This is a genomic window from Peribacillus sp. NPDC096447, from assembly GCF_044762725.1.
Taxonomy (GTDB): Bacteria; Bacillota; Bacilli; order Bacillales; family DSM-1321; genus Peribacillus.
This window is the reverse complement of sequence record NZ_JBIWEV010000002.1, coordinates 228,496-253,956: the sequence shown is the minus strand read 5'-3', so window position 1 is coordinate 253,956 and position 25,461 is coordinate 228,496. Positions and strand designations below refer to the sequence as shown.

Below are 25,461 nucleotides of genomic sequence, written 5' to 3'. Positions count from 1 at the left end.
AGATTAATATGTTAGTGAAAATCTGTGGGATAAAGACATTGGCAGCCGCTCAGACTGCTGTTGAATCAGGGGCAGACTTCATTGGTTTCATCTTTGCCGAGAGCAGCAGGAAGGTTGAGCCAGAGATAGTGGGAGAATTCGGAGCCAATCTAGCTGGACATGTTAAAAAAGTCGGAGTGTTTGCCAATCAAACTGAACAAGAAGTGGTAAAAAGTGCTGAAATTGCAGGATTGGATTATATTCAGCTTCATGGTAACGAGTCTGCCAGCTTCGCCCGCAGAATGCCCTTACCGGTGATCAAGGCCTTTGCGGTCAATTCAGAGAAAGACCTTGAAAACCTTCATGAATACCCAGCAGATTATCTATTAGTTGATCTTCCTAAGAGTTCATCTGGAATGGGATTGACTTTGGATTGGGATATGATTCGAAAAGCGGAACTGCCACTGGGGAAGGTGATTCTAGCGGGTGGGCTGACTCCGGAAAATGTCGGAAAAGCGATTGATGCCGTTTCACCGTTCGCAGTTGACGTAGCCAGTGGTGTTGAAACAAACGGATTAAAAGATGCAGCAAAAATAAAAGCATTTATTAATGAGGCAAAATATACAGCCGGAAAAGAGGAATGAATAGATGAACACTTATATACAGCCTGATAAAACTGGACATTTTGGAGCATATGGAGGCCGTTTCGTTCCGGAAACTTTAATGGCGGCGATTACGGAGCTTGAAGAAGTATATGAACAATCTAAAAATGATCCTGAATTCCAAAGTCAGCTAAGCTATTACCTGAAACAATATATCGGTCGGGAAACACCACTTTATTTTGCGGAGAACTTAACGAGACTGGCTGGTGGTGCAAATATTTACCTGAAGCGCGAAGATTTGAATCATACCGGGGCCCACAAAATAAATAATACGATCGGTCAGGCTTTGCTGACTCAGAAAATGGGCAAGAAAAAGGTGATCGCCGAAACGGGTGCAGGGCAGCATGGGGTAGCAACGGCTACTGTGTGTGCATTGCTGAAGTTGGAATGCATCATATTTATGGGAGAAGAAGATATCAGGAGACAGAAATTAAATGTATTCAGGATGGAGCTTTTGGGAGCCAAGGTCATATCTGTATCACAAGGAAGCGGGACACTGAAGGATGCAGTGAATGAGGCGTTACGATATTGGGTGGCGAATGTGGATGACACCCATTATATAATGGGATCGGTTCTTGGACCGCATCCATTCCCCGTTATAGTTCGTGATTTTCAAAGCGTGATAGGGAATGAGACAAAGCGTCAATATTCGGAGGCGGTTCATTCCCTACCGGATGCAGTAGTCGCTTGCATAGGCGGAGGAAGTAATGCAATGGGAATGTTTTATCCCTTCATTGAGGATGAAACGGTAAAATTATACGGAGTGGAAGCGGCAGGGCATGGACTTGAAACACCATTGCATGCTTCAAGTTTGACGAAGGGGAAACCTGGGGTGCTCCACGGGGCATTCATGTATGTGTTGCAGAACGAGGACGGTCAGATCCAGGAGGCACATTCAATTTCAGCAGGGCTGGATTATCCAGGGGTAGGGCCTGAACATAGTTACTTAAAAGATACAAATCGGGTGGAATATACTTCGGTAACCGATACTGAAGCCTTGGAAGCTCTAGCATTGCTTTCAAGGGAGGAAGGGATCATCCCTGCTTTAGAAAGTTCACATGCGATTTCCTACGGTTTAAAGCTTGCTAAAGAAATGGAGAAAGGAACAGGACTGGTGATTTGCCTGTCCGGCCGTGGTGATAAGGATGTTGAAACGGTCCAATCGTTGATAGGGGGTAGTAAACATGAATAAATTAACAAACGCGCTTCAAGAATGTCAAACAAAACAGGAAAAAGCATTCATCCCATATATCATGGCAGGCGATGGAGGTCTTGAACGGTTAAAGAGCCAGCTTCTTTTCCTTGAAAACAGCGGGGCGACTGCCGTTGAACTAGGTATCCCATTCTCTGACCCTGTCGCAGATGGACCGGTTATCCAACAAGCTGGCATCCGTTCTTTGGAAAATGGAACAACTTTAAAAGATGTCCTGAAAAAAGTAATCGAAATCAAAAATGATGTGACCATTCCAATTATTTTAATGGGATATACGAATTCAATCCTGGCATATGGACTTAAAGAGTTTACGAATGATTGTCTGCAAGCAGGGATTTCCGGGTGCATCATCCCCGATTTACCGATTGAAGAAGAAGCCATCTTTTCATCAATCAAAACTGCAGGAATCGTTCTTATCCGACTTGTGACACTCACGTCATCGAAAGAGCGTATCACTGAGATTACCGCAGGGGCTGAGGGCTTTATCTACGCAGTTACAGTCAAAGGCATTACAGGTGCCCGTGACGCCTTTGGAGAAGAACTTGGAGGCTATTTAAAGAAGGTAAAAGAGATAAGTCCGGTTCCCGTTCTTGCCGGGTTCGGCATATCGACGCCAGATCATGTCCGTGATGCAATACAATACTGCGATGGTGTCATAGTCGGCAGCAAGATCATCGATTGCTTCGAGACAGGTAAGGAAGATCAAATTAGTGAATTGATACAAGCAAGTAAAGGGGTAGTGCAAAAATAGGAATGGAGAGACTCCCAGGCTGCCCAGATTGGGGCGGGTGTTCGAGACTCCTGCGGGAAAAGCGTGTCCAGGGGCGCAAGAGCGCCGAGGGCGGACCGCCCGCGGAAAGCGAGTGTCTGGAGGCAAGGTCAAATTTTAAAAACCTAAAAAAACTGTAGACAGACTCTATAATGACCGAGTTTGTCTACAGTCTGAGGAGAGCCTTAAGGCTCTCCTTTTATCTTAACCAGTTTTTTGTTGGTTCCGAATACAAATCAAATGTGTTTAATTTAATTGATATAAGGGTAAAAGATGTTCAAACGCATCTTGTATGGTTTGAATGAAATCATCATCTTTTAACTTAATGGCGTCATCACGGGAAATTTTTATCCCGCATAGAAGTTCGGCTTTCTTTACCGTTTGCAAACGAGTGAACATTGAATTCAAATCATCTACTCCAAGACCTTCATGAGGGATGACATCAGGTTTAGTATGGTCCATTGACCAAACATAATGGGAGGGAATGCTATTCACCAATCGGTCTGCCTGCTGCTCCAGATGCTTTCCGATTTCCGTTTTATTAGGGGCTTCATAAATGACGGCATACCAGATGAACATATGCGTTTCCCATAACCCGATTTGGAAATGCGGCATCATTTTATAACCTCTGCTGTTGGCAGCGAAAGCAACCCATGTATCATTAGGAGGATTCACTGTCCGTCTAGCATGCTTTGCAACGTGAGGGTACATTTCATCGCCGGTCATAACTGACAGTTTTTGAGAAAAGTGCTCTCCTAGGGCTTGTAATTTGGGCTGGATCCGTTCTTTTAAAGCATCCATGCGGGATTCCAATCCATCAATTTTAAAAACATCAAAATCACTTGCTGTAAAACTTGCTATATTCATTTTCATCTCTCCTACCGTAATATCTGCACATATTGTAGCATAAGTAAAAGTAAAATTTAAAAAATACGATTTGGGTTGGCGATGTAAAATTACTTATAAGTTAAAGCACAAATTAGTTGCTATTTGTTGTAGGAAATCATATGATAATATAAATTCAGAAAATTACGTTAATTGATGAAGGGAGAATGTTAATTATGAAACAAGTCATGAACCAAGCATTAAAAGCTAAAGAAGTTGAAAGACATAGAGCTGCAGTGTTGAGAATGGAAATGGACTATGAATTAGCAACCCTTTTTGAAGCAATTGGTGAAGAGAATGACCAAAAGAGGTCACAATGCAAGCAAAGGCTTGAACGCATCCGCTTGGAATTGTTAAAACTGAAAGCCTTGTAAATGATTGGCTGCAGAGATCTTGAAGGAGAATGAATAAAGGAAATGAATCAATTTCAATACAAGGAATTTTATTATAGATGAACGGACACTTTATTTTATTGAAAAATAATGTGTCCGTTTTTCATTAAATGTCCAAAATATATAAGGTGGTATTTTATTTTGGTTCGGTTCCATTTAATAAGGAAGGGAGACGTTAAGGTAAAGTGGTTTGAAAAGTATTCATGCGGGCTAACTCATGATTGCGAAACCGATTAATGGATGGATGGTCAAGGAACCTTCTTTCCTCATATGTTTTAAAAAATGGAAAATTTAAGATGTTAAAAACTTGAAGGCAAGCTATATTTGCTTTAATCTTTAGAAGTGGATCATTTTAATGTAGTTTCTGATCATAAAGGACGGGGATATTATGATGGCATCGGTCAAGGAAATGGATACATATGCGAAGTTATGGATGAAAGAAGCGGGTACTAGGCTAAGGGCGTCCTTTAAAACCAAGTTGAATATTGAAATGAAAACGAATCCGAATGATTTGGTCACTAATATGGATAAGGGGATAGAAAAGTTTTTTTGCGAAAAAATCGGCGAAGTCTTTCCTGAACACCGCATTTTTGGCGAAGAGGGAATGGGCCATGATATTAAAGACCTAAAAGGTACGGTGTGGATCATCGATCCAATTGATGGAACTTTGAATTTCATTCATCAACAGAGGAATTTTGCAATTTCTCTTGGGGTTTATGTGGATGGCATTGGAAAGATTGGCATGGTTTATGATGTCTTCAGTGATGAATTATATCATGCGGTCAAGGGGCAGGGAGCATTTCTGAATGATCAAAGGCTCCCGTCACTTGAAGAGGCATCAGTAAGCAAAGCGATCATTTCCATTAATGCTAGCTGGGTAACGGAAAACCGGAGGATTGACCCGAGTCTTTTGGCACCGCTGGTTCGGGATGCAAGAGGGACACGTTCTTATGGCTCGGCAGCATTGGAGCTGGCATTCGTGGCAGCTGGAAGGATTGATGCATACATAACCATGAGACTCATGCCTTGGGACTTTGCCGGGGGAGTTTTGCTGGTTGAGGAAGTGGGCGGGGAAGTTAGTAATATTAAAGGTGACAAATTGAATTATTTAGAAGGCGACTCACTTTTCGTATCTAAACCCGGGCTTCACAAAGAAGTATTCGATAAATACTTGTCAGGAAACTCCAGCCGTTAGCATCAAGGGCATTATTGGGTGCAGGATAAATATCTTGCACGGATGGAATCAAATACTCCATTTTGAAATAATTAACAAAAAAACTCGCTGTCTGTCAGCGAGTTTTTTATATTATAACTTCCCGGCTTCGCGTAATTTCTTCTTCTGAGTGAAACCGAACCCCATTATTCCGCAAAGAATAACGATTGCAGCCAATATTCCAATCAAGCTTTTTTCAGCAATGAAGATGCCAATGGAGCCAATGCTGGATGTTGCCAATACCGCTAATATTAAGAAATTCCATTTAATGTTCATTAATATCACCCCTAATATATCTATTGTACATAATTTCTGTATTTGTTTCTAGTATGTTTGTGATATAATATGTAAGTTAATACTAGTGATACGTTATACACAAACTTTTTTAGGAGTGAATTTTTTGAAATTAAGAGAAAATATTCGTAATATAGCCATCATTGCCCACGTTGACCATGGTAAAACAACGTTAGTGGATCAGTTGCTTAAGCAATCTGGTACTTTCCGTGAAAATGAACATGTGGAAGAACGTGCGATGGATTCTAATGCGATTGAAAAAGAACGCGGAATTACGATTCTTGCGAAAAATACAGCAGTTCAATACCAAGATACAAGGATCAATATTTTGGATACACCTGGTCATGCCGACTTTGGTGGTGAAGTGGAACGGATCATGAAAATGGTTGATGGCGTTCTTCTTGTTGTTGATGCATATGAAGGCTGTATGCCGCAAACTCGCTTCGTGTTGAAAAAAGCATTGGAACAAAAGATCACGCCAATCGTTGTCGTGAACAAAATCGATAAAGATTCTGCACGTCCAAATGAAGTGGTCGATGAAGTAATTGACTTATTCATCGAACTAGGAGCTGAAGAAGAACAATTAGACTTCCCAGTTGTCTTCACTTCAGGTATTGCTGGTACTGCAAGCTTGGATTCAGATCCTGCTAAACAAGAAGAAGACATGACCCCACTTTTCGAAACAATCGTTGAAACGATCCCTGCACCAATTGATAACTCAGATGAACCGCTTCAATTCCAAGTGGCTTTACTTGACTATAATGATTATGTAGGACGTATTGGGGTTGGCCGTGTATTCCGCGGTAAAATGCATGTAGGTCAACAGGTTTCATTAATGAAACTTGATGGGAAGGTTAAACAATTCCGTGTAACGAAAATCTTTGGTTATATTGGCTTGAAGAAAGTTGAAATCCAAGAAGCCGTTGCCGGTGATTTAATTGCCGTTTCTGGTATGGAGGATATTAACGTAGGGGAAACAGTTTGTCCGACTGAACACCCTGAAGCTCTACCTATCCTGCGTATTGACGAGCCAACATTACAAATGACTTTCCTTGTAAATAACAGCCCATTCGCAGGCCGTGAAGGTAAATTCGTTACAGCTCGTAAAATTGAAGAGCGTTTGAGAAACCAATTGCAGACTGATGTCAGCTTAAGAGTCGAAAATACTGATTCTCCGGATGTCTGGATTGTTTCAGGACGTGGGGAGCTTCACCTTTCCATCCTGATCGAAAACATGAGACGTGAAGGTTATGAACTGCAAGTTTCTAAACCGGAAGTTATCGTTCGTTTGATTGATGGTGTCCGTTGTGAGCCGGTTGAACGTGTACAAATCGACGTACCTGAGGAGCACACTGGTTCGATCATGGAATCAATGGGAGCCCGTAAAGGTGAATTATTGGATATGATCAACAGCGGAAGCGGTCAAGTTCGTTTACTGTTCACGATCCCAGCTCGCGGACTTATTGGCTATTCAACTGAGTTCTTAACGATTACACGCGGATATGGTATCATGAACCATTCATTTGACAGCTACCAACCAATGGCACAAGGTCAAGTCGGCGGAAGACGTCAAGGTGTACTTGTATCCATGGAATCAGGAAAAACTACACAATATGGTATTATGCAAGTAGAAGACCGCGGTGTTATTTTCGTTGAGCCAGGTACGGATATTTACGAAGGCATGATCGTCGGGGAACATAACCGTGATAGCGATTTGACTGTTAATATCGTTAAAGCGAAACAAATGACAAATATGCGTTCAGCAAATAAAGACCAAACTTCTTCCATGAAAAAACCAAGAATCATGTCCCTTGAAGAAGCTCTGGAATATTTGAACGATGACGAGTACTGTGAAGTAACTCCGGATTCAATCCGTCTTCGTAAAAAAATTCTAGATAAAAACGAGCGTGAAAGAGCAGCTAAAAGAAAAAAAGTTGCTGTTGAAGAAAAATAAATAGCAAGAGGAGGAGAAAAGATTGGATATCCAAGAGCGATTATCATTTTTTGCAGCATTGTACAGAGTGGATGAAAATCCTGAAGCAGGAATGTGGTATTTATATTTGACGGTCTTTGGATTATGCATCCTTGTCTATCAGTTAGGTTTTGCCAAAAAGTTACCATTGCTAAAAAATGTGGTCATTTATGTGGTAATGGCACTTGGATGTACCCTTCTTTCTTTCTTTGCGGTGTTTCTTCCTATGGGGGAAGCATTAGTCATCGCTTCGCTTGTTCTGGGGATCTATAGGATCCGTCTTCATAATTCGAGAAAAGAAGAACAGGCTTAAGATGATGAAATCATTACAGGATGCTTTATACAATTGGTTGACGATCAAAGTTGTCTGTGATGCAAGGCCTGATGATACAGCTGCACGCGATACAGAAATGTTTTTCATGCAGATGCTGAAAGACGATCATCAGGTGATAATCGATTCTGTTTCAAAAACAGAACCTTTTTATTTCGTCGAGTACCTTTTGGGAAACGAAATGAAAAAGCAACGTTATCCGATTGAATTGATTGATATCATGTTAGACCAGATTCAGTTAGAGCCAGAAAAGTATAAAAATATCGAGTAATGATAAAAAGAACCGTGCGATTTACGCACGGTTCTTTTTTTATATTGCTTTAGGGAGGAAAAGTCCGTAAAAAAGATGTAAGATTGCCCACAAAAAGAAAGCTGTCAAATCAGAAGGAAGGACAACCTCTGTTTTCGACAGCGCCGATAGTGGGAAGTAAAGCATGATGGCTGGAAGTATCGTGATAAAAGCAAGTGCGTATTTGTTCCATTTCATGAAAATTTTCAAAGGATGAAGAATATAAGCGTAACTAAACGTAATGGCAAGTGAAAAAAGGAGATGGAAAAAGAACAATGATGCCTCACTCCAGGAAACAGCTCCAATTAGAGGAAGGAAATCCACATTCAATAAAAGCTTATACACTTGCTTGCCTGAAAACATTTCGACCCACTTCATTATCAATCCAAGCATAACTCCATTGATGAGACCAATCAGGCAAACTTTATAAAATATTCTACCATTCATCTTCATTTTTGATCGTCCGGTACAGACGGAAGTTTCCGGTTGCAATCCGTTCGTTCGTACGCTCTTCTATGCGTTGGTTACATGTATTGCACATATAGGTATGTATAGGACGGTTTCGAAGTTTCTTTGCTTCTGGGCTATCGTCAGGTATAGATTCAATTTGATCGCATATTACACATTTAACCTTCATATTAGTTGAACCTCACTTCAATTCGAATATGCTTTTAAGTATACCAATATTTTTATGGTAAAACGAGGATAAAGTGAAACTGACATTTGAAAGTTAATGTTACTTGGTGCATGGCGGGTATAGACAAAAAACCCGAAGATTCACTTCGGGTCAGGAAAATTCATTCTTTAAAGTGATTGGATTGATCATTTTGCTCTTTATCGAGTTCTTTTCTTTCCGTTTCATCATCAAGTTTATTTTTTTCCTTTTCAATGTTCTTGGACGGCGTTGGGGTTAAAATATCACCAGGAACCTCAGGAATGACTCGACTTGTGATGTCAGCCAGTTCATTTAGTATCCCGGTTACCGGTTTACCGTCTTTAATGTCTCTGGCCACCTCCCTGATCCGCTCATTTATATCAGGGTCAGCGACGATGAGTGCATTTGCACCTTCAGGATCATGTTTTAAAGTTTCTCCAACAGAGTACTTTATCGTTCCAACCTGTGAACGCTCAATATCTTGGTCAATATCTATTCCGACGATGGCATATTTGCCAAGTACGACTGCGGTGGCATCGTTCACCTCCGGAATGGATTTAGCCAAACCGGTGAGTCTTTCCGCTGTTTGCTGGCCGGTATTTCTGTCTGCTTCCTTAATGGTCGTATTATTGACTTTCGTTATATTGTTTTTCGAGTTATCTTCAGACACTTCGTTATTATTATCCATTGTGCAACCTGACATCAACAGAACCGCAGCGAGCGACAATATGATTTTTTGCAATGTAAAACCTCCTTAATGCTCTTTTTTTTGTTCCAGCCTGTCCATCACTACCAAGTCTGATGCATATAAGTATAAAACGCAGTGAAACATGGTGTAATCAATGTTGGGGATTGCATTCTTTGCTGGAAGTTTTCTTTATAGTCTGTAAATGTTCTTCTATCTTTATGCAAAGGAACATATATTTTATATCAACAGTCTCGTCCGCTACATAAATGCTGAGTGTAGTAAATGGTAAGGCATATCCTTTAGAGCAGGCAGGAGGCGTCATATTGGGGAAAAAAATCTATGTTTTAGATACGAATGTCCTGTTGCAGGATCCGTATTCGATTTATTCATTCGAAGATAATGAAGTTGTCATTCCCGCAGTCGTATTAGAAGAGTTGGATTCGAAAAAAAGGTACATGGATGAAATCGGAAGGAATGCCAGGCAAGTATCGAAATTGATCGATGGCTTTCGGGAAAAAGGGAAGCTTCATCAGAGCATTCCGCTTCATAATGGAGGCAGCATAAGGATTGAACTCAACCACCGTTCATTTCATAAGCTTCAGGAAATTTTTGTGGAGAAAACGAATGATAACAGGATATTGGCAGTCGCGAAAAATTTATCTTTGGAAGAAGAGACGAAGGAAGCTGGAAAAACGGTCATTTTGGTTAGTAAAGATACTCTCGTCAGGGTTAAGGCTGATGCGATCGGTCTTGAGGCAGAGGACTTTTTAAATGACCGTGTCGTAGAACTGGACCATATTTACGCTGGGCACAAAGAAGTGTTTGTATCGATTGATAATCTGAATAAGTTTTATGAAAAAAGTTTTCTGGCACTGGAAGAACTGACAAAAGATTCATATTATCCAAATCAATTCCTGTTGATGAAGGACACGCTGGGCAGTTCAGCTTCTGCGATAGGGATTGTGGATGAGAATTGCAGGTTCGTTAAGAAATTGATGTATGAAGGGGAACATATTTGGGGAATTAAACCGAGAAATGTCCAGCAGACGATGGCCCTAGATTTGTTGCTTCGTTCGGATATCAAGCTTGTGACGCTCATTGGTAAGGCTGGGACAGGTAAGACTTTATTGGCATTGGCAACAGGATTGATGCAAACTGAAGATTTGGCACATTATAAGAAACTTTTGGTTGCCAGGCCCATTGTTCCGGTTGGTAAAGATATTGGTTATCTGCCAGGGGAAAAAGAAGAAAAATTAAGACCATGGATGCAGCCTATTTTTGATAATCTCGAATTTTTGTTCAATACGAAAAAACCTGGGGAATTGGATGCCATTTTAGCAGGAATGAGTTCGATCGAAGTGGAAGCCCTCACCTATATCAGGGGAAGGAGCATCCCGGATCAGTTCATCATCATCGATGAAGCGCAGAACTTAACGAAACATGAGGTCAAGACCATTTTGACGAGGGTCGGGGAGCGAAGCAAAATTGTATTAATGGGAGATCCGGAGCAAATAGATCATCCGTATTTAGATGAATATAATAATGGTTTGACATATGTGGTGGAAAAATTCAAGACCGAGCGTATTGCAGGCCATGTTAAATTGATAAAAGGGGAAAGATCTGGATTGGCCCAGCTGGCAGCTACGCTTTTATAATGCAATCGGCAAGGGATATCCCTTGCCGATTGCTCTAAAGTTTTTGGTGAGAATGGATTAATTCTTATTTAACAGTGAAAGACCGTACATTTTTTATCGGATCATTGATGTTGGAAGCGTCTCCGAAATAAATTTCCAAAGGACCGCCCTCGGATATTTTAAGCGGCTTTCCTTCCTTGGAAAAGCCCAGGAAAAATTCAAGTGCCGTTTCCAACGGGAATGTAAGCTCCTCATCATCGGTTGTAACGATGACTTCAGTTACCCCATTTTCAGGTTCGGCATTTTTTAAAAAAGGTTCAAAAGGGATGCCGAAAGTCCCTTCAAGCAATCTTTGCTTCTCGAACTTTCGTTCCGTTTTTAATGTGGGTGGCATTATTGCGCCTTCCTGTATTTCTTTTTGCCAATGTTTGGAGGCGGCAATCGTATATTCTTCTAATTCATTGACTTGGACTCTTTCTGCGTGGAAATATGTATTTATTTCAACTTTACGGTCATCAAAAATCCATACTCCAGGATCTAGTGTAATTGGATATTTCACTTTTCCATTTATAAATACGATGGGTTCCAAATATCTCATTCCTTTCTGTTGCTCTTTAATGATTATAATCAATTATAATTGAAATGTCACATCTTCACGATGGTGAACAATTTCCATGGCCCGGTATATTCATTTGAGAGGTGATCGTGATATCTCAATGGCAAATTGTTTGTCAATGTCCTTGCTTTTTCACAAAACTAAAGGTAGAATTTAAAGATAAGATTTAATCGCTCTGAGCGGGGGGATTTAACATGGCATCTGATATGCTTGTCAATCATCGAGAAAAAGCTTATGCTTTATTAAAAGCAGATGCTGACAAGATTCTAAAACTGATAAAAGTTCAAATGGAAAATCTCACTATGCCTCAATGTCCTTTATATGAAGAGGTCCTTGATACACAAATGTTCGGTTTATCAAGAGAAATTGATTTTGCCGTACGTTTAGGTTTGGTAGAGGAAACCGAGGGTAAATCCCTTTTGGAAACCCTTGAACAGGAATTGTCAGTTTTGCATGAAGCATCATTAAAAAAATAATAGATAAAACATACTAACTCAAACAAATCTCGATGATTGTTTGAGTTTTTTATTTATGTACATAATTAATTAATAGTGTTATACTATATCCAAAAGTGACATACTGATTGATCCGCGGAAGCTTAATTTAAGTTTTTTAATTATTTTGAATTTTCATTCGAACATTGGGGATCTAGGGCCTTATTCCTGTGCTGAGGCATTGGAGTCTTGGTGGGAAAGCAGAGTAATTCCTTGTTTTTATATACGAATATATGTAATATTTTATTTTTTTATTGTATTCAGTTAATTTTAGTATTATGGTTATATTAATAGAAAGTTAAATCAATTTGATAATATATTATTATAGCTAAATTTTCATTAGCTAATGGTTTAGGGCTCATTTAATCTTTATCGGATGTAAAAAACGAAAATATAAAATATATCGAAATAATTACCTCAGCGATAAAATGAGCTTAATCAGATTGGACTCCTTATTTGGGAAATCAATTCATGAATAAAAAGTGGTGGAAATCTTTCACGCTTTTTTTCTATATATTCAATAAAAATACATATTGATTAGGGTGGTAGCAATGGCGAAACGTATAGAAAAAGTACTTGCGGCAAATCGTGGGGAAATAGCGATAAGGATTTTTCGTGCATGTACGGAATTAGACATTCACACAGTTGCAATCTATTCAAAGGAAGATTATGGTTCTTATCACAGATATAAAGCGGATGAGGCATATTTGGTCGGGGAAGGCAAAAAGCCGATTGATGCATACCTGGATATTGAAGGCATAATTGCGATTGCCAAAATGAGCGGAGTCGATGCGATTCATCCCGGTTATGGTTTCCTTTCAGAAAATATTGAATTTGCGAAACGTTGTGAGGAAGAGGGCATAATCTTCATCGGACCAGAATCAAGACACCTAGATATGTTTGGTGACAAAGTAAAAGCCAGAACACAAGCTGAACTGGCTAATATTCCGGTTATCCCTGGTAGCGATGGACCGGTGACCAGTGTTGAAGAAGTCAAGGAATTTGGTGAACAATATGGTTTTCCGATTATTATAAAAGCCTCTTTAGGCGGCGGCGGACGCGGAATGCGGATTGTCGAAAAAATCGAAGAAGTTGAAGAGGCTTATGATCGCGCAAAATCAGAAGCTAAAGCAGCTTTTGGTAATGATGAAGTCTATGTAGAGAGATTCATACAAAATCCGAAGCATATCGAAGTTCAGATTTTGGCCGATACTCATGGGAATATCGTCCATTTATATGAACGTGACTGTTCCGTTCAGAGACGGCATCAAAAAGTTGTGGAAGTGGCACCTTCCGTTTCCCTTTCCGAAGATTTAAGGGAAAGGATTTGTGAGGCAGCCGTCAAGTTGGCGAAAAATATTGATTATGTGAACGCTGGTACGGTCGAGTTCCTTGTCGCAAATGGCGAATTTTACTTTATTGAAGTCAATCCACGGGTACAGGTTGAGCATACCATTACCGAGATGATTACCGGCATTGATATCGTTCAATCTCAAATCATGGTAGCTGAAGGGCATGAACTCCATGGCAAAAAGATCGGGATTCCAGAACAAGCAGGAATTAAAACTCATGGATATGCGATTCAATCAAGGGTGACGACTGAGGACCCATTGAATAATTTCATGCCCGATACAGGGAAAATGATGGTTTACCGTTCCGGTGGGGGATTCGGTGTTCGTCTGGACGCAGGGAATGGATTCCAAGGTGCGGTCATCACACCATATTATGATTCCCTTCTCGTTAAACTTTCGACTCATGCGCTTTCATTTGAGCAGGCAGCTTCCAAAATGGTTCGTAACCTTAAGGAATTCAGGATTCGTGGAATTAAAACTAATATCCCCTTCCTTGAAAATGTTGTTAAACATGAAAAATTCATAAATGGGGAATATGATACATCATTCATTGATACAACACCGGAATTATTTAGTTTCCCAATCAGAAAAGACCGTGGGACAAAAATGCTTTCATATATCGGAAATGTGACCGTGAATGGATTCCCGGGAGTCGAGAAAAAGAAAAAGCCGGTTTTTGATCCAGTTCCAATTCCGAATGTTGATGGTCTGCCGCTTATCTCGGGTACAAAAAATATACTTGAAGAGCATGGTGCAGAGGGTCTGGTCAAATGGATCAAAGAACAGAAAGAGGTATTGATCACCGATACGACTTTCCGTGATGCACATCAATCTTTACTGGCGACGAGAATCAGGTCGAAAGATATCCTTGATATCGCTGAGCCTACAGCAAAACTCCTTCCTGATTTATTTTCAATGGAAATGTGGGGCGGGGCAACTTTCGATGTCGCATATCGCTTCTTGAAAGAAGATCCATGGGACAGGCTGTTAAGTTTCAGGAAAAAAGCTCCGAATGTCCTTTTGCAAATGCTATTAAGGGCTTCAAATGCAGTTGGTTATAAAAATTACCCTGATAATGTCATTCGTGAATTCGTAGAGAAATCAGCGGATGCAGGCATTGATGTTTTCCGTATCTTCGATAGTTTAAACTGGGTTAAAGGAATGGAATTGGCTATTGATGCAGTCCGTCAATCCGGCAAAATTGCGGAAGCTGCCATTTGTTATACAGGGGATTTGAATGATCCATCACGCAGCAAGTATAATATCGAATACTATAAAAATATGGCGGTGGAATTAGAAAAAGCCGGTGCCCATATTTTAGCGATCAAGGATATGGCCGGCCTCTTGAAACCTGATGCTGCTTACCGCCTTGTTTCGGAACTGAAAGAATCGACATCCCTTCCGATCCATCTGCATACTCATGATACAAGCGGAAATGGAATTTACATGTATTCTAAAGCGATCGAAGCTGGTGTGGATATCGTTGATACGGCGATTGGTTCTTTAGCTGGACTGACTTCGCAGCCAAGTGTACAAACACTTCATTATGCATTGGAGGGGTCAAGCAGACAGCCTAAATTGGAAGTCGATTCACTAGAGCGTTTAGGAGAATACTGGGGAGAGGTCAGGAAATTCTATCATGACTTCGAAAGCGGCATGAATGCACCTCATACCGAGGTTTACAAACACGAGATGCCGGGCGGTCAATATAGTAATCTGCAGCAGCAAGCCAAAGCAGTGGGGCTGGGAGACCGCTGGCATGAAGTGAAAGAGATGTACCAGCGCGTCAATGTAATGTTCGGCGATATCGTTAAAGTAACTCCTTCATCCAAAGTTGTTGGGGATATGGCTTTATTCATGGTACAAAATAACCTGTCTGAAGAAGATGTACTGACAAAAGGAAAATCCATCGATTTCCCTGATTCAGTCATAGAGTTATTCGAAGGCTATCTAGGTCAGCCAGTTGGGGGATTCCCTAAAGAACTTCAGGAAGTTATCCTGAAAGGGAAGAAACCTATAACAGTAAGACCGGGTGAATTATTGGAAGAAGTGGACTTTGCAGCACTTAAAGAAGAATTATTCAAGGAATTGGGACGGGCAGTCACTGATTTCGATGTGCTTGCATATGCCCTCTATCCAAAAGTATACCTGGACTACAATAAAACGATTGAACTGTTTGGAGATGTTTCCAACCTCGATACCGCAACTTTCTTATATGGGATGAGGCTAGGGGAAGAAATCGAAGTTGAAATTGAAAAGGGTAAAACGCTCATCGTAAAATTGGTTTCAATCGGCCAGCCATTGGCTGATGGAACAAGGGTCGTTTATTTTGAGTTGAATGGTCAATCGCGTGAAGTGATCATCAAGGATGAAAACATTAAATCTTCCGTTGTATCAAAAATGAAGGCAGACCCAAAAAATAAAGAACAACTCGGTGCGACAATGCCAGGTACGGTTATTCGTGTAGTGGTCGAGAAAGGCGATCAGGTCAAGCAGGGTGATCACCTAATCATTACGGAAGCGATGAAAATGGAAACTACCGTGCAAGCACCATTCTCCGGGACCATTAAAGATATTTATGTAAAAGATGGAGAAGCGATCAGTACTGGAGACTTATTGATTGAAATAACTAAGTAATCTAGCTGACTGTGACCTTGTGAAGGATTTGGGGTATATGGGGTATGCTTGAGGTTTCAAGCTGCTCTGTACCCTCTTTTTAGGCAATGTACGGTCATCTTGAGACAAAACAAAAACCACCATTCTTGGGAATGGTGGTTTTTGTTTTATCCTTTTATATTATTGATTGAACAATCAGACATTAACGGGCGGGTACAGTTGGTGTTATATCCTGTTCATCCTGTCCTTTGACTGTGTGCGTGGGGCTCCCTTTTTGCTTGGCTAGGGCATTTTTTTTACTTCTAGATGTCAATAGCATTAAATAGCTCATTACACCAAAAAAGCAGGCAATGAATAATGCGTGTGTCAATGCGATATATAAGTTTTGCCTTGAGAAAATGATAAAGGCTCCAGCTGTAACCTGTAAAAATACGAGAATGAATGCAGCAATCCAACCGCCATATAAAACTTTTTGATTTTTGTAATGTTTTTGGGCGATATAAGCCACATATGATACCCAAATGAAAATAGCGCCTGCCATTGCACGGTGCCCCATCTGAATCCATTCATAAAGGTTTGAGGGGAGTGCAGCGCTATCATTTACACATAAAGGCCAATCCTTACAGATAAGACTGGATTCTGTATGCCTTACAAGAGCACCCGTATATACGACTGCCAGACAAAAAATCAATACGCCAATAATATGGAATTTCATTCGTTTGTCAACTATAAGTTTTTCGGCTTCGAACTTCTTGTCTACTTCAAAAATCAACAGTGTCAGTAAAAAGACGGAAGCAAAGGAAATGAGCGATATGCCAAAATGAAGGGCAAGGACGAAATCGGATTGTGACCAAATGACGGCAGCGGCTCCAATCAACCCTTGCAGTAACAGAAAACCAAAAGAAAGGACGGATAAGAAACGCGCTTCACGGATATGGCCGATTTTTTTCCAAGACATATACGATAAAATTAAAACCAAGAATCCCCCAGCACCTGAAACGAGCCGATGGGAAAGCTCAATGACCAATTCAATCGTGATTTTGTCCGGGATCAATTGGCCATTGCACAATGGCCATGACCTGCCGCAACCCATGCCGGAATCCGTCTTCGTGACTAGGGCTCCACCAAGTAAGATGAAAAGCATTACAATCGTTGTTAAAACAGCAAACCATTTAAGAGACGATTTCACTAGTAGTCCCACCTTTTTCTCTGTAGCAAATAGGATTGTTCTTAAAATTAATAATAGCATAAGGTTTTTCATAATATTTGTCGAACTTCCTCGATATTACACAAATTAGAATGATTTTACAAGTTCAGTTTATATTATAGCTATTAATTAAAATGCCTGAAATAGTTGAAAGTTACAAAAGACTTTGATAGAAATAAAGGGAGTGTAAACCTTCAAGTAGGAGCAAAATAGGGAATAAGCCTAGGGGATGATGATAACAGCATACTATTCATGTTCTTGATGAACATCTTTTAACAGCAGTAAATTATTGAGACACAAATTGGTCAAAAATTATCCGAAAAATTTTCACAAAAGCTTCCAAAAATGTGTTTTAATATATTGAAGAAATGATTTTACTAAATTTTACTGTTATTAAGCATGATATTAAGAATGATAGCTCTCGATGGATTCCATTGACAACGGTCATTGGTAAATAATTTACTTTTTGTTTACGCTTCCTTGGTTACAAATATCAAAAAGTATGAAATAATGTTCTATAGCATATGTAAGTATTTTTTTGCATTTGCGTCTGTGCTGAATGATTTAAAGGAGGAAAACAAATGTCAGAAACAAGGGGTTTGTCAGAAGCTGTCATGGAGGACAGTAAAGCCGCCCTTCAATCGGATATACCTGAAACAACAGCTTGGAAGGATTTTCTCGCACTTATAAAAGTGGGGATTGTCAATTCAAATATAATTACAGCTTTTACCGGCGTGTGGTTAGCTCTTCATTTTTCGGGGCTTAGCTTCTTAAGCAATCTAGATGTAGTGTTTTATACACTTGCAGGTTCGGCGCTCATTATGGCGGGATCTTGCAGTTTCAATAATTATTATGACCGTGATATCGATCATTTAATGGAAAGAACGAAAAACCGTCCAACGGTAACTGGGAAAGTACAGCCTTCAAAGGTATTGGCGTTAAGTTTCGGCTTAATTGCTGCAGGGCTGATTTTACTTGCATTGACTAATATGACAACTGCCATACTAGGTGCATTCGGCGTCTTCGCCTATGTTGTTTTATATACCATGGTTTTCAAACGTAGATTTGTCTCGAATACGATTATAGGCAGTATATCCGGAGCCGTGCCTCCACTTATCGGGTGGGCTGCAGTCGACCCGGGCCTTGATAAGATCGCCTGGGTCCTGTTCGCGATCATGTTCTTGTGGCAGCCGCCTCATTTTTATGCACTGGCAATGAGGCGTGTCGAAGAATATCGTGCAGCCGGAGTACCTATGCTTCCGGTCGTAAAAGGCTTCAAGGCCGCAAAAAGGTCGATTATGCTTTGGATCATCTGTTTAATGTTTGTGCCTTTCTTTTTAACTCCATTAGGAACTCCGCTAGTTATTCTTGCTGCATTATTGAGCACGGGGTGGCTTATTTTGGGAATTAAGGGGTATAAAAAGAAAGATGATGTTAAATGGGCAACATCCATGTTTGTATATTCTTTAAATTATATGACCATTTTATTTGTAGCGATGGTTATTGTCACTCTCATCTAGTTTTGGTTAAAATAAGCTGGTTGCCTGTTTCTTTTACAGGCTCCAGCTTACTGATATATATTGCACTGACCGCCACTCATACATATTAACGGAACCAACGGGGTCATACATAAGAGCGGTTACATGGATTCATCTTAATAATTCCTTAGTTTAGGGATTCTTTCTTTTTAGAAATTGACATAGAGAGAATATTCGCAATTGCGCCCATTTTTATTTTTGTGAGAAAATTTTGACGAAAGAGGGGTTTCTGAAGCTATGAAAAAAAGGCTGCACAAATGGCGCCTAATTGCTCTGCTGGGTATTGTAGGACTTGTCCTTTCGGGCTGCGGCGAACCATTTCTATCCGCGCTGAAGCCAGCTGGCGATGTTGCGCAATCTCAGTATGACTTACTGATATTGAGTACACTAATCATGGTACTGGTTATTATTGTTGTGATTATTTTGTTCGTTGTAGTTTTACTACGCTTCCGTCGGAAGGAAGGCGACGAAACAATACCGAAACAAATTGAAGGAAGTCATAAACTCGAAATTATCTGGACTGTTATTCCTATCCTTCTTTTAATTGTTCTGGCTGTTCCAACCGTCGTCACCACTTTCGACTTAGCCGACACAAAGGCAATGGATAAGAAAGATAAGGATGGAAAAACGAGGGATGCACTTGTCGTGAATGTCAGGGCAAACCTTTATTGGTGGGAGTTTGAATATCCGGACCTTGGCGTTGTAACAAGTCAGGATTTGGTTGTGCCAACCGATCAAAAAGTGTACTTCAATCTAACTGCTTCAGATGTTAAGCATTCATTCTGGGTACCGTCTGTCGGAGGAAAGATGGATACAAATACTGAAGGGGTCAATCAGTTTTTCTTAGAATTCGACAGTGAAAAGGCAGAAGATTCGAACAACTTGTTTTACGGAAAATGTGCTGAACTTTGCGGTCCTTCACATGCTTTGATGGATTTTAAGGTCATAACGAAGTCCAAAAGCGATTTTGAAGCATGGACTAAAGATATGAAAGCCGCGAAGGAACCTGTCGTTGAAGGTGATCTGGCCAAACAGGGTGAAGATGTCTTTAATCAAAGTTGTATAGGCTGCCATGCGGTGACACCAAATGACAGCAGGCCTGAAGCTGCTCGTCAGGCTCCGAATCTCGCTACATTCGGTGAACGTCAAAAAGTGGCTGGCGTATTGGATCATACGGAAGAGAATGTAAAAAAATGGATCAAGGATCCTGAGAAGTATAAACCGGGCAACACGATGACCGGTACTTACGGCGAACTTTCGGATTCAGATATTAATGCACTGGCAGCTTATCTATTAGAGCTTAAGGTGGAAGACAAATAGAACATTGATTAAGGAGGTTAAATCGTGAGTACGTACGCTAATAAAAAAGGATTTGGCGCTACGCTTTGGGATTATCTGACGACGGTGGACCATAAGAAAATCGCCATTTTATATCTTATCTCTGGCGGATTATTCTTTGTAATCGGCGGTTTGGAAGCGATGTTTATCCGTATCCAGCTTGCAATCCCAAATAATGACTTCGTAAGTGCCGGATTTTATAATGAAATATTGACCATGCACGGTACAACTATGATATTTCTGGCAGCCATGCCATTGGTGTTTGCTGTAATGAATGCGGTTGTACCCTTACAGATAGGGGCACGTGATGTCGCGTTCCCATTTTTGAACTCGTTAGGTTTTTGGTTGTTTTTCTTTGGAGGAATCTTTCTGAATCTTTCATGGTTTTTAGGGGGGGCTCCTGATGCAGGCTGGACATCATATGCATCACTTTCCCTGCATTCCGAAGGCCATGGTATTGATTTTTACGTCCTGGGATTACAGATATCAGGATTGGGAACATTAATTGCGGGGATCAATTTCCTAGTAACCATTATTAATATGCGTACGCCTGGTATGACATATATGCGTATGCCGCTGTTCACATGGTCAACTTTCGTTGTTTCCGCATTGATATTATTCGCTTTTCCTCCGCTTACCGTAGGATTGGTGTTAATGATGTTCGACAGGATGTTCGGCTCGAATTTCTTTGATGTAGCAGCGGGCGGGAATACGATCATTTGGGAGCATTTATTCTGGATATTCGGTCACCCGGAAGTATATATCCTGATTCTTCCAGCTTTCGGTATTTTTTCCGAAATTTTCGCTACATTCTCCAGAAAAAGATTGTTTGGTTATTCATCAATGGTATTTGCAACTGTTTTAATCGGTTTCTTAGGTTTCATGGTTTGGGCGCATCATATGTTTACGACTGGTTTAGGACCTATCGCGAATGCGATTTTTGCTGTTGCCACCATGGCTATTGCGGTGCCGACAGGTATTAAGATATTCAACTGGATTTTTACGATGTGGGGCGGAAGCGTCAAGTTCACGGTACCGATGCTTTATGCAGTTGCCTTTATCCCTACATTTACCATGGGCGGCGTGACAGGTATCATGCTCGCATCAGCACCAGCTGATTATCAATACCATGATAGTTATTTCGTTGTTGCCCATTTCCACTATGTAATCGTTGGTGGGGTTGTATTGGGCTTACTGGCTGGAATCAATTTTTATTGGCCGAAAATGTTTGGAACGATGTTAAGTGAAAAATTGGGACAAATCACATTTTGGACGTTCTTGATCGGTTTCCATTTAACATTCTTCATTCAACATTTCTTAGGTTTGATGGGGATGCCTCGTCGCGTATTTACATTCTTGGACGATCAAGGTCTCAATACAGGTAATATGATCAGTACAGTTGGAGCCTTCTTAATGGCATTTGGGGTCTTGGTTATGGTCATCAATATAATCATTACATCTGTGAAGAATGAGAAAGTCGGCAATGATCCATGGGGAGACGGCCGTACGCTTGAATGGGCCATTCCATCACCACCGCCGTTTTATAATTTCAAACAATTGCCGCTTGTCCGCGGATTAGATCCTTACTGGGTTGAAAAAATGGAAGGGAAAAAGGAAATGACTCCTGCAGAACCACTGGGGGATATCCATATGCCGAATTCATCTATACTTCCTTTAACGATTGCCTTGGGTTTATTTGTTGCCGCATTCGGTGCTTTATATAATATGGATGATAAGACATGGACCCTGCCTATAATGATTATTGGACTTTTGATCACATTCGGTTCAATGTTTATCCGTTCCGTTAAAGACGATCATGGATACCACATCCATAAAGAAGACCTTATGGACAATAAAGACAAGGGAGGTAAGGCATAATGCAAGCAGATGAAAGATTCACGGATGCCACTTGGCCTACTTCTCCCGAGAAAGCGACTTTAGAAGGTAAAAATAAGTATTTGGGATTCTGGTTGTTTCTTGGTGGAGAGACGGTACTATTCGCCTCACTTTTTGCAACTTACCTTGCATTGAAGGATAAAGTTCCAAATGGTGATGCAGCCCTAGCTAAAGACTTATTCGAATTACCGCTGACTTTTGTAGCAACCATGCTTTTATTGACCAGTTCATTAACCAGTGTATATGCGATGTACCATATGAAAAATAACCATTTTAAACAAATGCAAGCATGGCTTGTAATTACAGTTGCACTTGGTTTTGCTTTTCTAGGTCTCGAGATTTATGAATTTAATCACTATGTTCATGAATTCCATCATACATTTACAAGCAGTGCCTTCGGCTCAGCGTTTTATACGTTAGTTGGTTTTCATGGAGGACACGTTGCTTTCGGTCTGGTTTGGATCATATCTCTTATGGTTCGTAATGCAAGAAGGGGCTTGAATTTATATAACGCTCCTAAATTTTATGTTGCGAGTCTTTATTGGCATTTCATTGACGTAGTCTGGGTGTTTATCTTTACTGTCGTATACTTAATGGGAATGGTGGGATAACTGATGGCGAATGAACAATCAAATTCAGCGAACCCGAATGTCGATTTAAAATATCGCCGTAAGAAAAATGCTGAAGAGATGAAACACCAAGTGATATCATTTACACTTATGATTTTCTTTACATTACTTGCTTTTGCTGCTGTAGGAATCGAGGGTTTTTCACATTGGTTCATTAAACCAGTCATTTTGCTGCTGGCAGTTGTACAAGTGATTTTCCAATTGTATTATTTCATGCATATGAAGCATAAAGGGCATGGCACCATTGCATTGTTCTTATTTTCCGGCCTTGCTGTCGGCTTGATAACTGTCCTTGTGTTCACAACGATTGTTTGGTTATAAACCATAAAGGAAATCGGCTATTGAATGATAGCCGGTTTTCTTTATGTGTAGCTAGAAAAAGAATCCAAGTTTATCTATATTTGTTACCATGTTTCATTTTAGGTATAATGAAAGTAAGAAAAAGTTTATGAACGAGGTGATTTTTTTGTCTATTGATATTTTCGGATTTCGCGCTTTGTGGAGTCCTTATTATTTTGCCGTCCTCGTACTTATAACCGTTGGCTATTTTTGGCTGGTGACAAAAAAAAGGGAGAAGTTTTCGGGCAGTTCAGCGCTTTCCGTTAAACAGGCAGCTTATTTTTTGATAGCCATGTTCCTTCTATATGCAGTAAAAGGATCGCCACTGGATTTATTGAGCCATATCATGTTCAGTGCCCACATGTTTCAAATGGCACTGCTTTATCTCGTGATTCCGCCTTTATTTATCATAGCGATTCCAGATTGGCTTATGAGAACTTTCATAAACTCAAGGGGAGTGAAGCCGTTATTTCAATTTTTCACGAGACCTCTTGTCGCCCTTTTACTATTTAATGTTCTTTTCTCGTTGTACCATATCCCGTTAGTGTTCGACTTTATCAAAACGGGGATGTGGTTTCATGCCGGATACACGGTCCTTTTATTTACTACCGCTGTTTTGATGTGGTTCCCGCTTGTCAATAAACTTCCGGAACGTGAAAGTCTGTCAGGTGTTAAAAAAGTAGCATATATTTTCGGCAGTGGCATTCTAATGACCCCTGCTTGCGCTTTGATCATTTTTGCTAATGATCCGATGTATGATACATTCACCAATGCGGAATCTTGGGCCAGTGCCATGGAACTTTGCGTTCCGGCTTCAGCGCTGTCCGGGTTAACGCTCAGTGGCCCGGAAATGTTCAATGGACTGCCATTGCTTGAGGATCAACAGCTTGGCGGGGTTCTGATGAAGGTGATCCAAGAAATCGTTTTAGGCTATGTATTAGGTGTCATTTTCTTTGCTTGGTTCAAAAAGGAGAATGGCGGCCAAAATGATATCGATCCGATACCTTCGGATTTTCAGACTGTAGAATAATTGTACGATAAAAGACTTGTCTTGGGACGGACAAGTCTTTTATCTGCCTTGCCGGATTTTTGATTTAAAGCAAATAGCCAGTGATTCGACTTGGCTATTCTATAAAAGTGAGCATTCTGTTAATAATCCTTGATTTTATTGAATTTTATGATTGCCTCTTATAAAATGGTATATGATTAATAAATATAGAGAGGACTACAATACATATGTCTTTACCAATCCTTCCAACGATAAGTACAGCTTTCATTGTATTAAGTGCAATCACTGTTGCAATAGGCTGGTATCAAATTAAACAACGCAAAATCGAGACCCATAAAAAAACCATGATGGCAGCTGCAGTTTTTGCGGTAATCTTTTTCACTATATATCTTTCCCGGACGGTCTTCATTGGCAGTACGTCATTTGGCGGACCCGATGACATTAAAATTTATTATACGATTTTTTTGATCTTCCATATAACGCTTGCGACAACTGGAGCAGTTTTGGGGATCATCATGCTTACCACTGGTTTTAAAGGTAAATTCGCCATTCATAAAAAAATCGGACCTGCTACCAGCATCATTTGGTTTTTCACTGGGATTACAGGAGTTGCTGTTTACATCCTGCTTTATGTCATTTATCATGGCGGCGAAACAACATCTTTAATAAAGGCGATTCTAGGATTTTAAAATAACAAAAAAGCCTGGTGCAAAAAAGCATCAGGCTTTTGTAATGGATACGAAAAAAAGAGAGCATCACACATGATCCTCTCTCTTTGTACCCCACTTTTAACTTACGGCTTTTACAGGCCGTTGAATTGTGTAAGTTCTTCTTTGATTTGAGAGAGGATTTTTTCACTTTGTTTAACTAGTGATGCAGGGAAATCCTCTCCTTCACCATATTCAACTCCGTGTGGATAATAGTGTTTTCCTAATAGAGGGACCATAAGTTTAATGACGGCCCTGTGAGAGCCTACATCGCCCTCTGTAGCATAGCCAAGTATTCTCAGGTAAAACGTGCCTTCTTTTAATTCGAACTTACGATCGTAACTGACTCTTTCGTAATCCCATTGTTCTGCACGTATTAAACCATATTGCGGCATTAGGTCATCTAATCGGTTTAAGTCGGCTGTGATGTTTTCGATTCCAAAGCTTTCAAATTTCACGAGTAGTACCTCCTATGTTTACTATTGGGAATTAAAATGACATACCGGGAAAATATTATGTACATGAATATATTAAAAATCTCCAAGTATGTTTATAATATACCATTTTATCCTATATTTTATAATAGTACGAAATGGTGGAAGTTGCAATGAACTCAACCATGGTATTTCAATCATTCACAAAAGTTCCATTTTTAAAATAAATTTAATGAAGGGGCAGTCTATCGTAAATTAGAAAATTATGATTGAACAGTGATATAATCAGGAAAGAAAGGTTTTTTGCATT

The 25,461-nt window shown here is 40.2% G+C and carries 26 protein-coding genes; 18 read left to right on the top strand and 8 right to left on the bottom strand.

What is annotated here, in order from left to right:
- Positions 1-8 precede the first annotated feature (8 nt).
- Genes ACIQZD_RS08095 through trpA form a run of 3 tightly spaced genes read left to right on the top strand, consistent with a single transcriptional unit; the run spans position 9 to position 2,605 of the window.
- Positions 9-623 carry a phosphoribosylanthranilate isomerase gene (locus tag ACIQZD_RS08095; RefSeq protein WP_402900548.1) on the top strand — a complete coding sequence of 205 codons (615 nt, stop codon included), beginning with the start codon at positions 9-11 and terminating at the stop codon, positions 621-623.
- Positions 624-627: 4 nt separating this feature from the next.
- Positions 628-1,833 carry a tryptophan synthase subunit beta gene (gene trpB, locus ACIQZD_RS08090; protein ID WP_402900545.1) on the top strand — a complete coding sequence of 402 codons (1,206 nt, stop codon included), beginning with the start codon at positions 628-630 and terminating at the stop codon, positions 1,831-1,833.
- Positions 1,826-2,605 (top strand): tryptophan synthase subunit alpha, encoded by a 780-nt coding sequence (trpA, locus tag ACIQZD_RS08085; protein WP_402900542.1) that lies wholly within the window; start codon positions 1,826-1,828, stop codon positions 2,603-2,605. The genes trpB and trpA overlap by 8 nt, the downstream gene beginning before the upstream one ends.
- 264 nt (positions 2,606-2,869) lie before the next feature.
- Here the strand turns inward: trpA and ACIQZD_RS08080 are convergent, their stop codons facing one another.
- On the bottom strand, positions 2,870-3,490 hold the full coding sequence (locus ACIQZD_RS08080) for a YktB family protein (protein ID WP_402900540.1): 621 nt from the start codon (positions 3,488-3,490) through the stop codon (positions 2,870-2,872).
- Between the two features lie 194 nt (positions 3,491-3,684).
- On the opposite strand from ACIQZD_RS08080, the gene ACIQZD_RS08075 reads away from it, so the two are divergent.
- Positions 3,685-3,882, top strand: a complete 198-nt coding sequence (locus ACIQZD_RS08075; protein WP_034314018.1) for a hypothetical protein — start codon at positions 3,685-3,687, stop codon at positions 3,880-3,882.
- Between the two features lie 406 nt (positions 3,883-4,288).
- Entirely contained in the window at positions 4,289-5,095 is an 807-nt protein-coding gene (locus ACIQZD_RS08070) for an inositol monophosphatase family protein (RefSeq protein ID WP_402900537.1), read from the top strand.
- Positions 5,096-5,206: 111 nt separating this feature from the next.
- Here ACIQZD_RS08070 and ACIQZD_RS08065 read toward each other — a convergent pair whose 3' ends face one another.
- On the bottom strand, positions 5,207-5,389 hold the full coding sequence (locus ACIQZD_RS08065; RefSeq protein WP_034314013.1) for a YlaF family protein: 183 nt from the start codon (positions 5,387-5,389) through the stop codon (positions 5,207-5,209).
- Positions 5,390-5,513: 124 nt separating this feature from the next.
- On the opposite strand from ACIQZD_RS08065, the gene typA reads away from it, so the two are divergent.
- From typA to ACIQZD_RS08050, 3 genes are read left to right on the top strand one after another with little or no spacing between them, the layout of a single operon-like run.
- Positions 5,514-7,361: a translational GTPase TypA gene (gene typA, locus ACIQZD_RS08060; RefSeq protein WP_048684521.1), complete on the top strand. Its 1,848-nt coding sequence runs from the start codon at positions 5,514-5,516 to the stop codon at positions 7,359-7,361.
- Positions 7,362-7,383: 22 nt separating this feature from the next.
- Entirely contained in the window at positions 7,384-7,692 is a 309-nt protein-coding gene (locus ACIQZD_RS08055) for a YlaH-like family protein (protein WP_034314008.1), read from the top strand.
- Positions 7,693-7,696: 4 nt separating this feature from the next.
- Positions 7,697-7,981 carry a hypothetical protein gene (locus tag ACIQZD_RS08050; protein ID WP_402902015.1) on the top strand — a complete coding sequence of 95 codons (285 nt, stop codon included), beginning with the start codon at positions 7,697-7,699 and terminating at the stop codon, positions 7,979-7,981.
- Between the two features lie 39 nt (positions 7,982-8,020).
- Here the strand turns inward: ACIQZD_RS08050 and ACIQZD_RS08045 are convergent, their stop codons facing one another.
- The 3 genes from ACIQZD_RS08045 to ACIQZD_RS08035 form a co-directional block, all read right to left on the bottom strand.
- A complete protein-coding gene (locus tag ACIQZD_RS08045) occupies positions 8,021-8,452 on the bottom strand; it encodes a hypothetical protein (RefSeq protein WP_402900533.1) in 432 nt (143 codons plus the stop codon).
- Positions 8,436-8,636, bottom strand: coding sequence for a YlaI family protein (locus tag ACIQZD_RS08040; RefSeq protein WP_072272690.1), 201 nt, complete (start codon positions 8,634-8,636; stop codon positions 8,436-8,438). Before ACIQZD_RS08040 ends, ACIQZD_RS08045 begins: the two co-directional genes overlap by 17 nt.
- Before the next feature lie 160 nt (positions 8,637-8,796).
- The gene (locus ACIQZD_RS08035; RefSeq protein ID WP_402900530.1) at positions 8,797-9,396 is read right to left on the bottom strand and encodes a YhcN/YlaJ family sporulation lipoprotein; all 600 of its coding nucleotides are present in this window, start codon (positions 9,394-9,396) and stop codon (positions 8,797-8,799) included.
- Between the two features lie 269 nt (positions 9,397-9,665).
- On the opposite strand from ACIQZD_RS08035, the gene ACIQZD_RS08030 reads away from it, so the two are divergent.
- Positions 9,666-10,997 carry a PhoH family protein gene (locus ACIQZD_RS08030; RefSeq protein ID WP_402900527.1) on the top strand — a complete coding sequence of 444 codons (1,332 nt, stop codon included), beginning with the start codon at positions 9,666-9,668 and terminating at the stop codon, positions 10,995-10,997.
- A 64-nt stretch (positions 10,998-11,061) separates the two neighbouring features.
- On the opposite strand, the gene ACIQZD_RS08025 is transcribed toward ACIQZD_RS08030, so the two are convergent.
- On the bottom strand, positions 11,062-11,565 hold the full coding sequence (locus tag ACIQZD_RS08025; protein WP_101224551.1) for a hypothetical protein: 504 nt from the start codon (positions 11,563-11,565) through the stop codon (positions 11,062-11,064).
- Positions 11,566-11,786: 221 nt separating this feature from the next.
- On the opposite strand from ACIQZD_RS08025, the gene ACIQZD_RS08020 reads away from it, so the two are divergent.
- On the top strand, positions 11,787-12,068 hold the full coding sequence (locus tag ACIQZD_RS08020) for an Fpa/YlaN family protein (RefSeq protein ID WP_034313996.1): 282 nt from the start codon (positions 11,787-11,789) through the stop codon (positions 12,066-12,068).
- A 569-nt stretch (positions 12,069-12,637) separates the two neighbouring features.
- Positions 12,638-16,075, top strand: coding sequence for a pyruvate carboxylase (gene pyc, locus ACIQZD_RS08015; RefSeq protein ID WP_402900522.1), 3,438 nt, complete (start codon positions 12,638-12,640; stop codon positions 16,073-16,075).
- Between the two features lie 181 nt (positions 16,076-16,256).
- Here the strand turns inward: pyc and ACIQZD_RS08010 are convergent, their stop codons facing one another.
- Positions 16,257-17,243: a COX15/CtaA family protein gene (locus tag ACIQZD_RS08010; RefSeq protein WP_402900519.1), complete on the bottom strand. Its 987-nt coding sequence runs from the start codon at positions 17,241-17,243 to the stop codon at positions 16,257-16,259.
- A gap of 599 nt (positions 17,244-17,842) precedes the next feature.
- Between ACIQZD_RS08010 and cyoE the strand changes: the two genes are divergently transcribed.
- The 7 genes from cyoE to ACIQZD_RS07975 all read left to right on the top strand — a co-directional run bounded on the left by cyoE (position 17,843) and on the right by ACIQZD_RS07975 (position 24,699).
- A complete protein-coding gene (gene cyoE / locus ACIQZD_RS08005; protein WP_350301928.1) occupies positions 17,843-18,781 on the top strand; it encodes a heme o synthase in 939 nt (312 codons plus the stop codon).
- Positions 18,782-19,036: 255 nt separating this feature from the next.
- Positions 19,037-20,119, top strand: a complete 1,083-nt coding sequence (gene coxB / locus ACIQZD_RS08000; protein WP_402900514.1) for a cytochrome c oxidase subunit II — start codon at positions 19,037-19,039, stop codon at positions 20,117-20,119.
- A gap of 24 nt (positions 20,120-20,143) precedes the next feature.
- Positions 20,144-22,015 carry a cytochrome c oxidase subunit I gene (gene ctaD, locus ACIQZD_RS07995; protein WP_402900511.1) on the top strand — a complete coding sequence of 624 codons (1,872 nt, stop codon included), beginning with the start codon at positions 20,144-20,146 and terminating at the stop codon, positions 22,013-22,015.
- Complete coding sequence (locus ACIQZD_RS07990) at positions 22,015-22,644, top strand: cytochrome (ubi)quinol oxidase subunit III (RefSeq protein WP_402900508.1); 630 nt, start codon at positions 22,015-22,017, stop codon at positions 22,642-22,644. Before ctaD ends, ACIQZD_RS07990 begins: the two co-directional genes overlap by 1 nt.
- Before the next feature lie 3 nt (positions 22,645-22,647).
- Entirely contained in the window at positions 22,648-22,983 is a 336-nt protein-coding gene (gene ctaF, locus ACIQZD_RS07985; RefSeq protein WP_048684534.1) for a cytochrome c oxidase subunit IVB, read from the top strand.
- 145 nt (positions 22,984-23,128) lie between these two features.
- On the top strand, positions 23,129-24,031 hold the full coding sequence (gene ctaG, locus ACIQZD_RS07980) for a cytochrome c oxidase assembly factor CtaG (protein WP_402900501.1): 903 nt from the start codon (positions 23,129-23,131) through the stop codon (positions 24,029-24,031).
- 206 nt (positions 24,032-24,237) lie between these two features.
- On the top strand, positions 24,238-24,699 hold the full coding sequence (locus ACIQZD_RS07975) for a DUF420 domain-containing protein (RefSeq protein WP_057278459.1): 462 nt from the start codon (positions 24,238-24,240) through the stop codon (positions 24,697-24,699).
- Positions 24,700-24,812: 113 nt separating this feature from the next.
- Here ACIQZD_RS07975 and ACIQZD_RS07970 read toward each other — a convergent pair whose 3' ends face one another.
- Complete coding sequence (locus ACIQZD_RS07970; protein ID WP_101224559.1) at positions 24,813-25,175, bottom strand: YugN family protein; 363 nt, start codon at positions 25,173-25,175, stop codon at positions 24,813-24,815.
- Positions 25,176-25,461 lie beyond the last annotated feature (286 nt).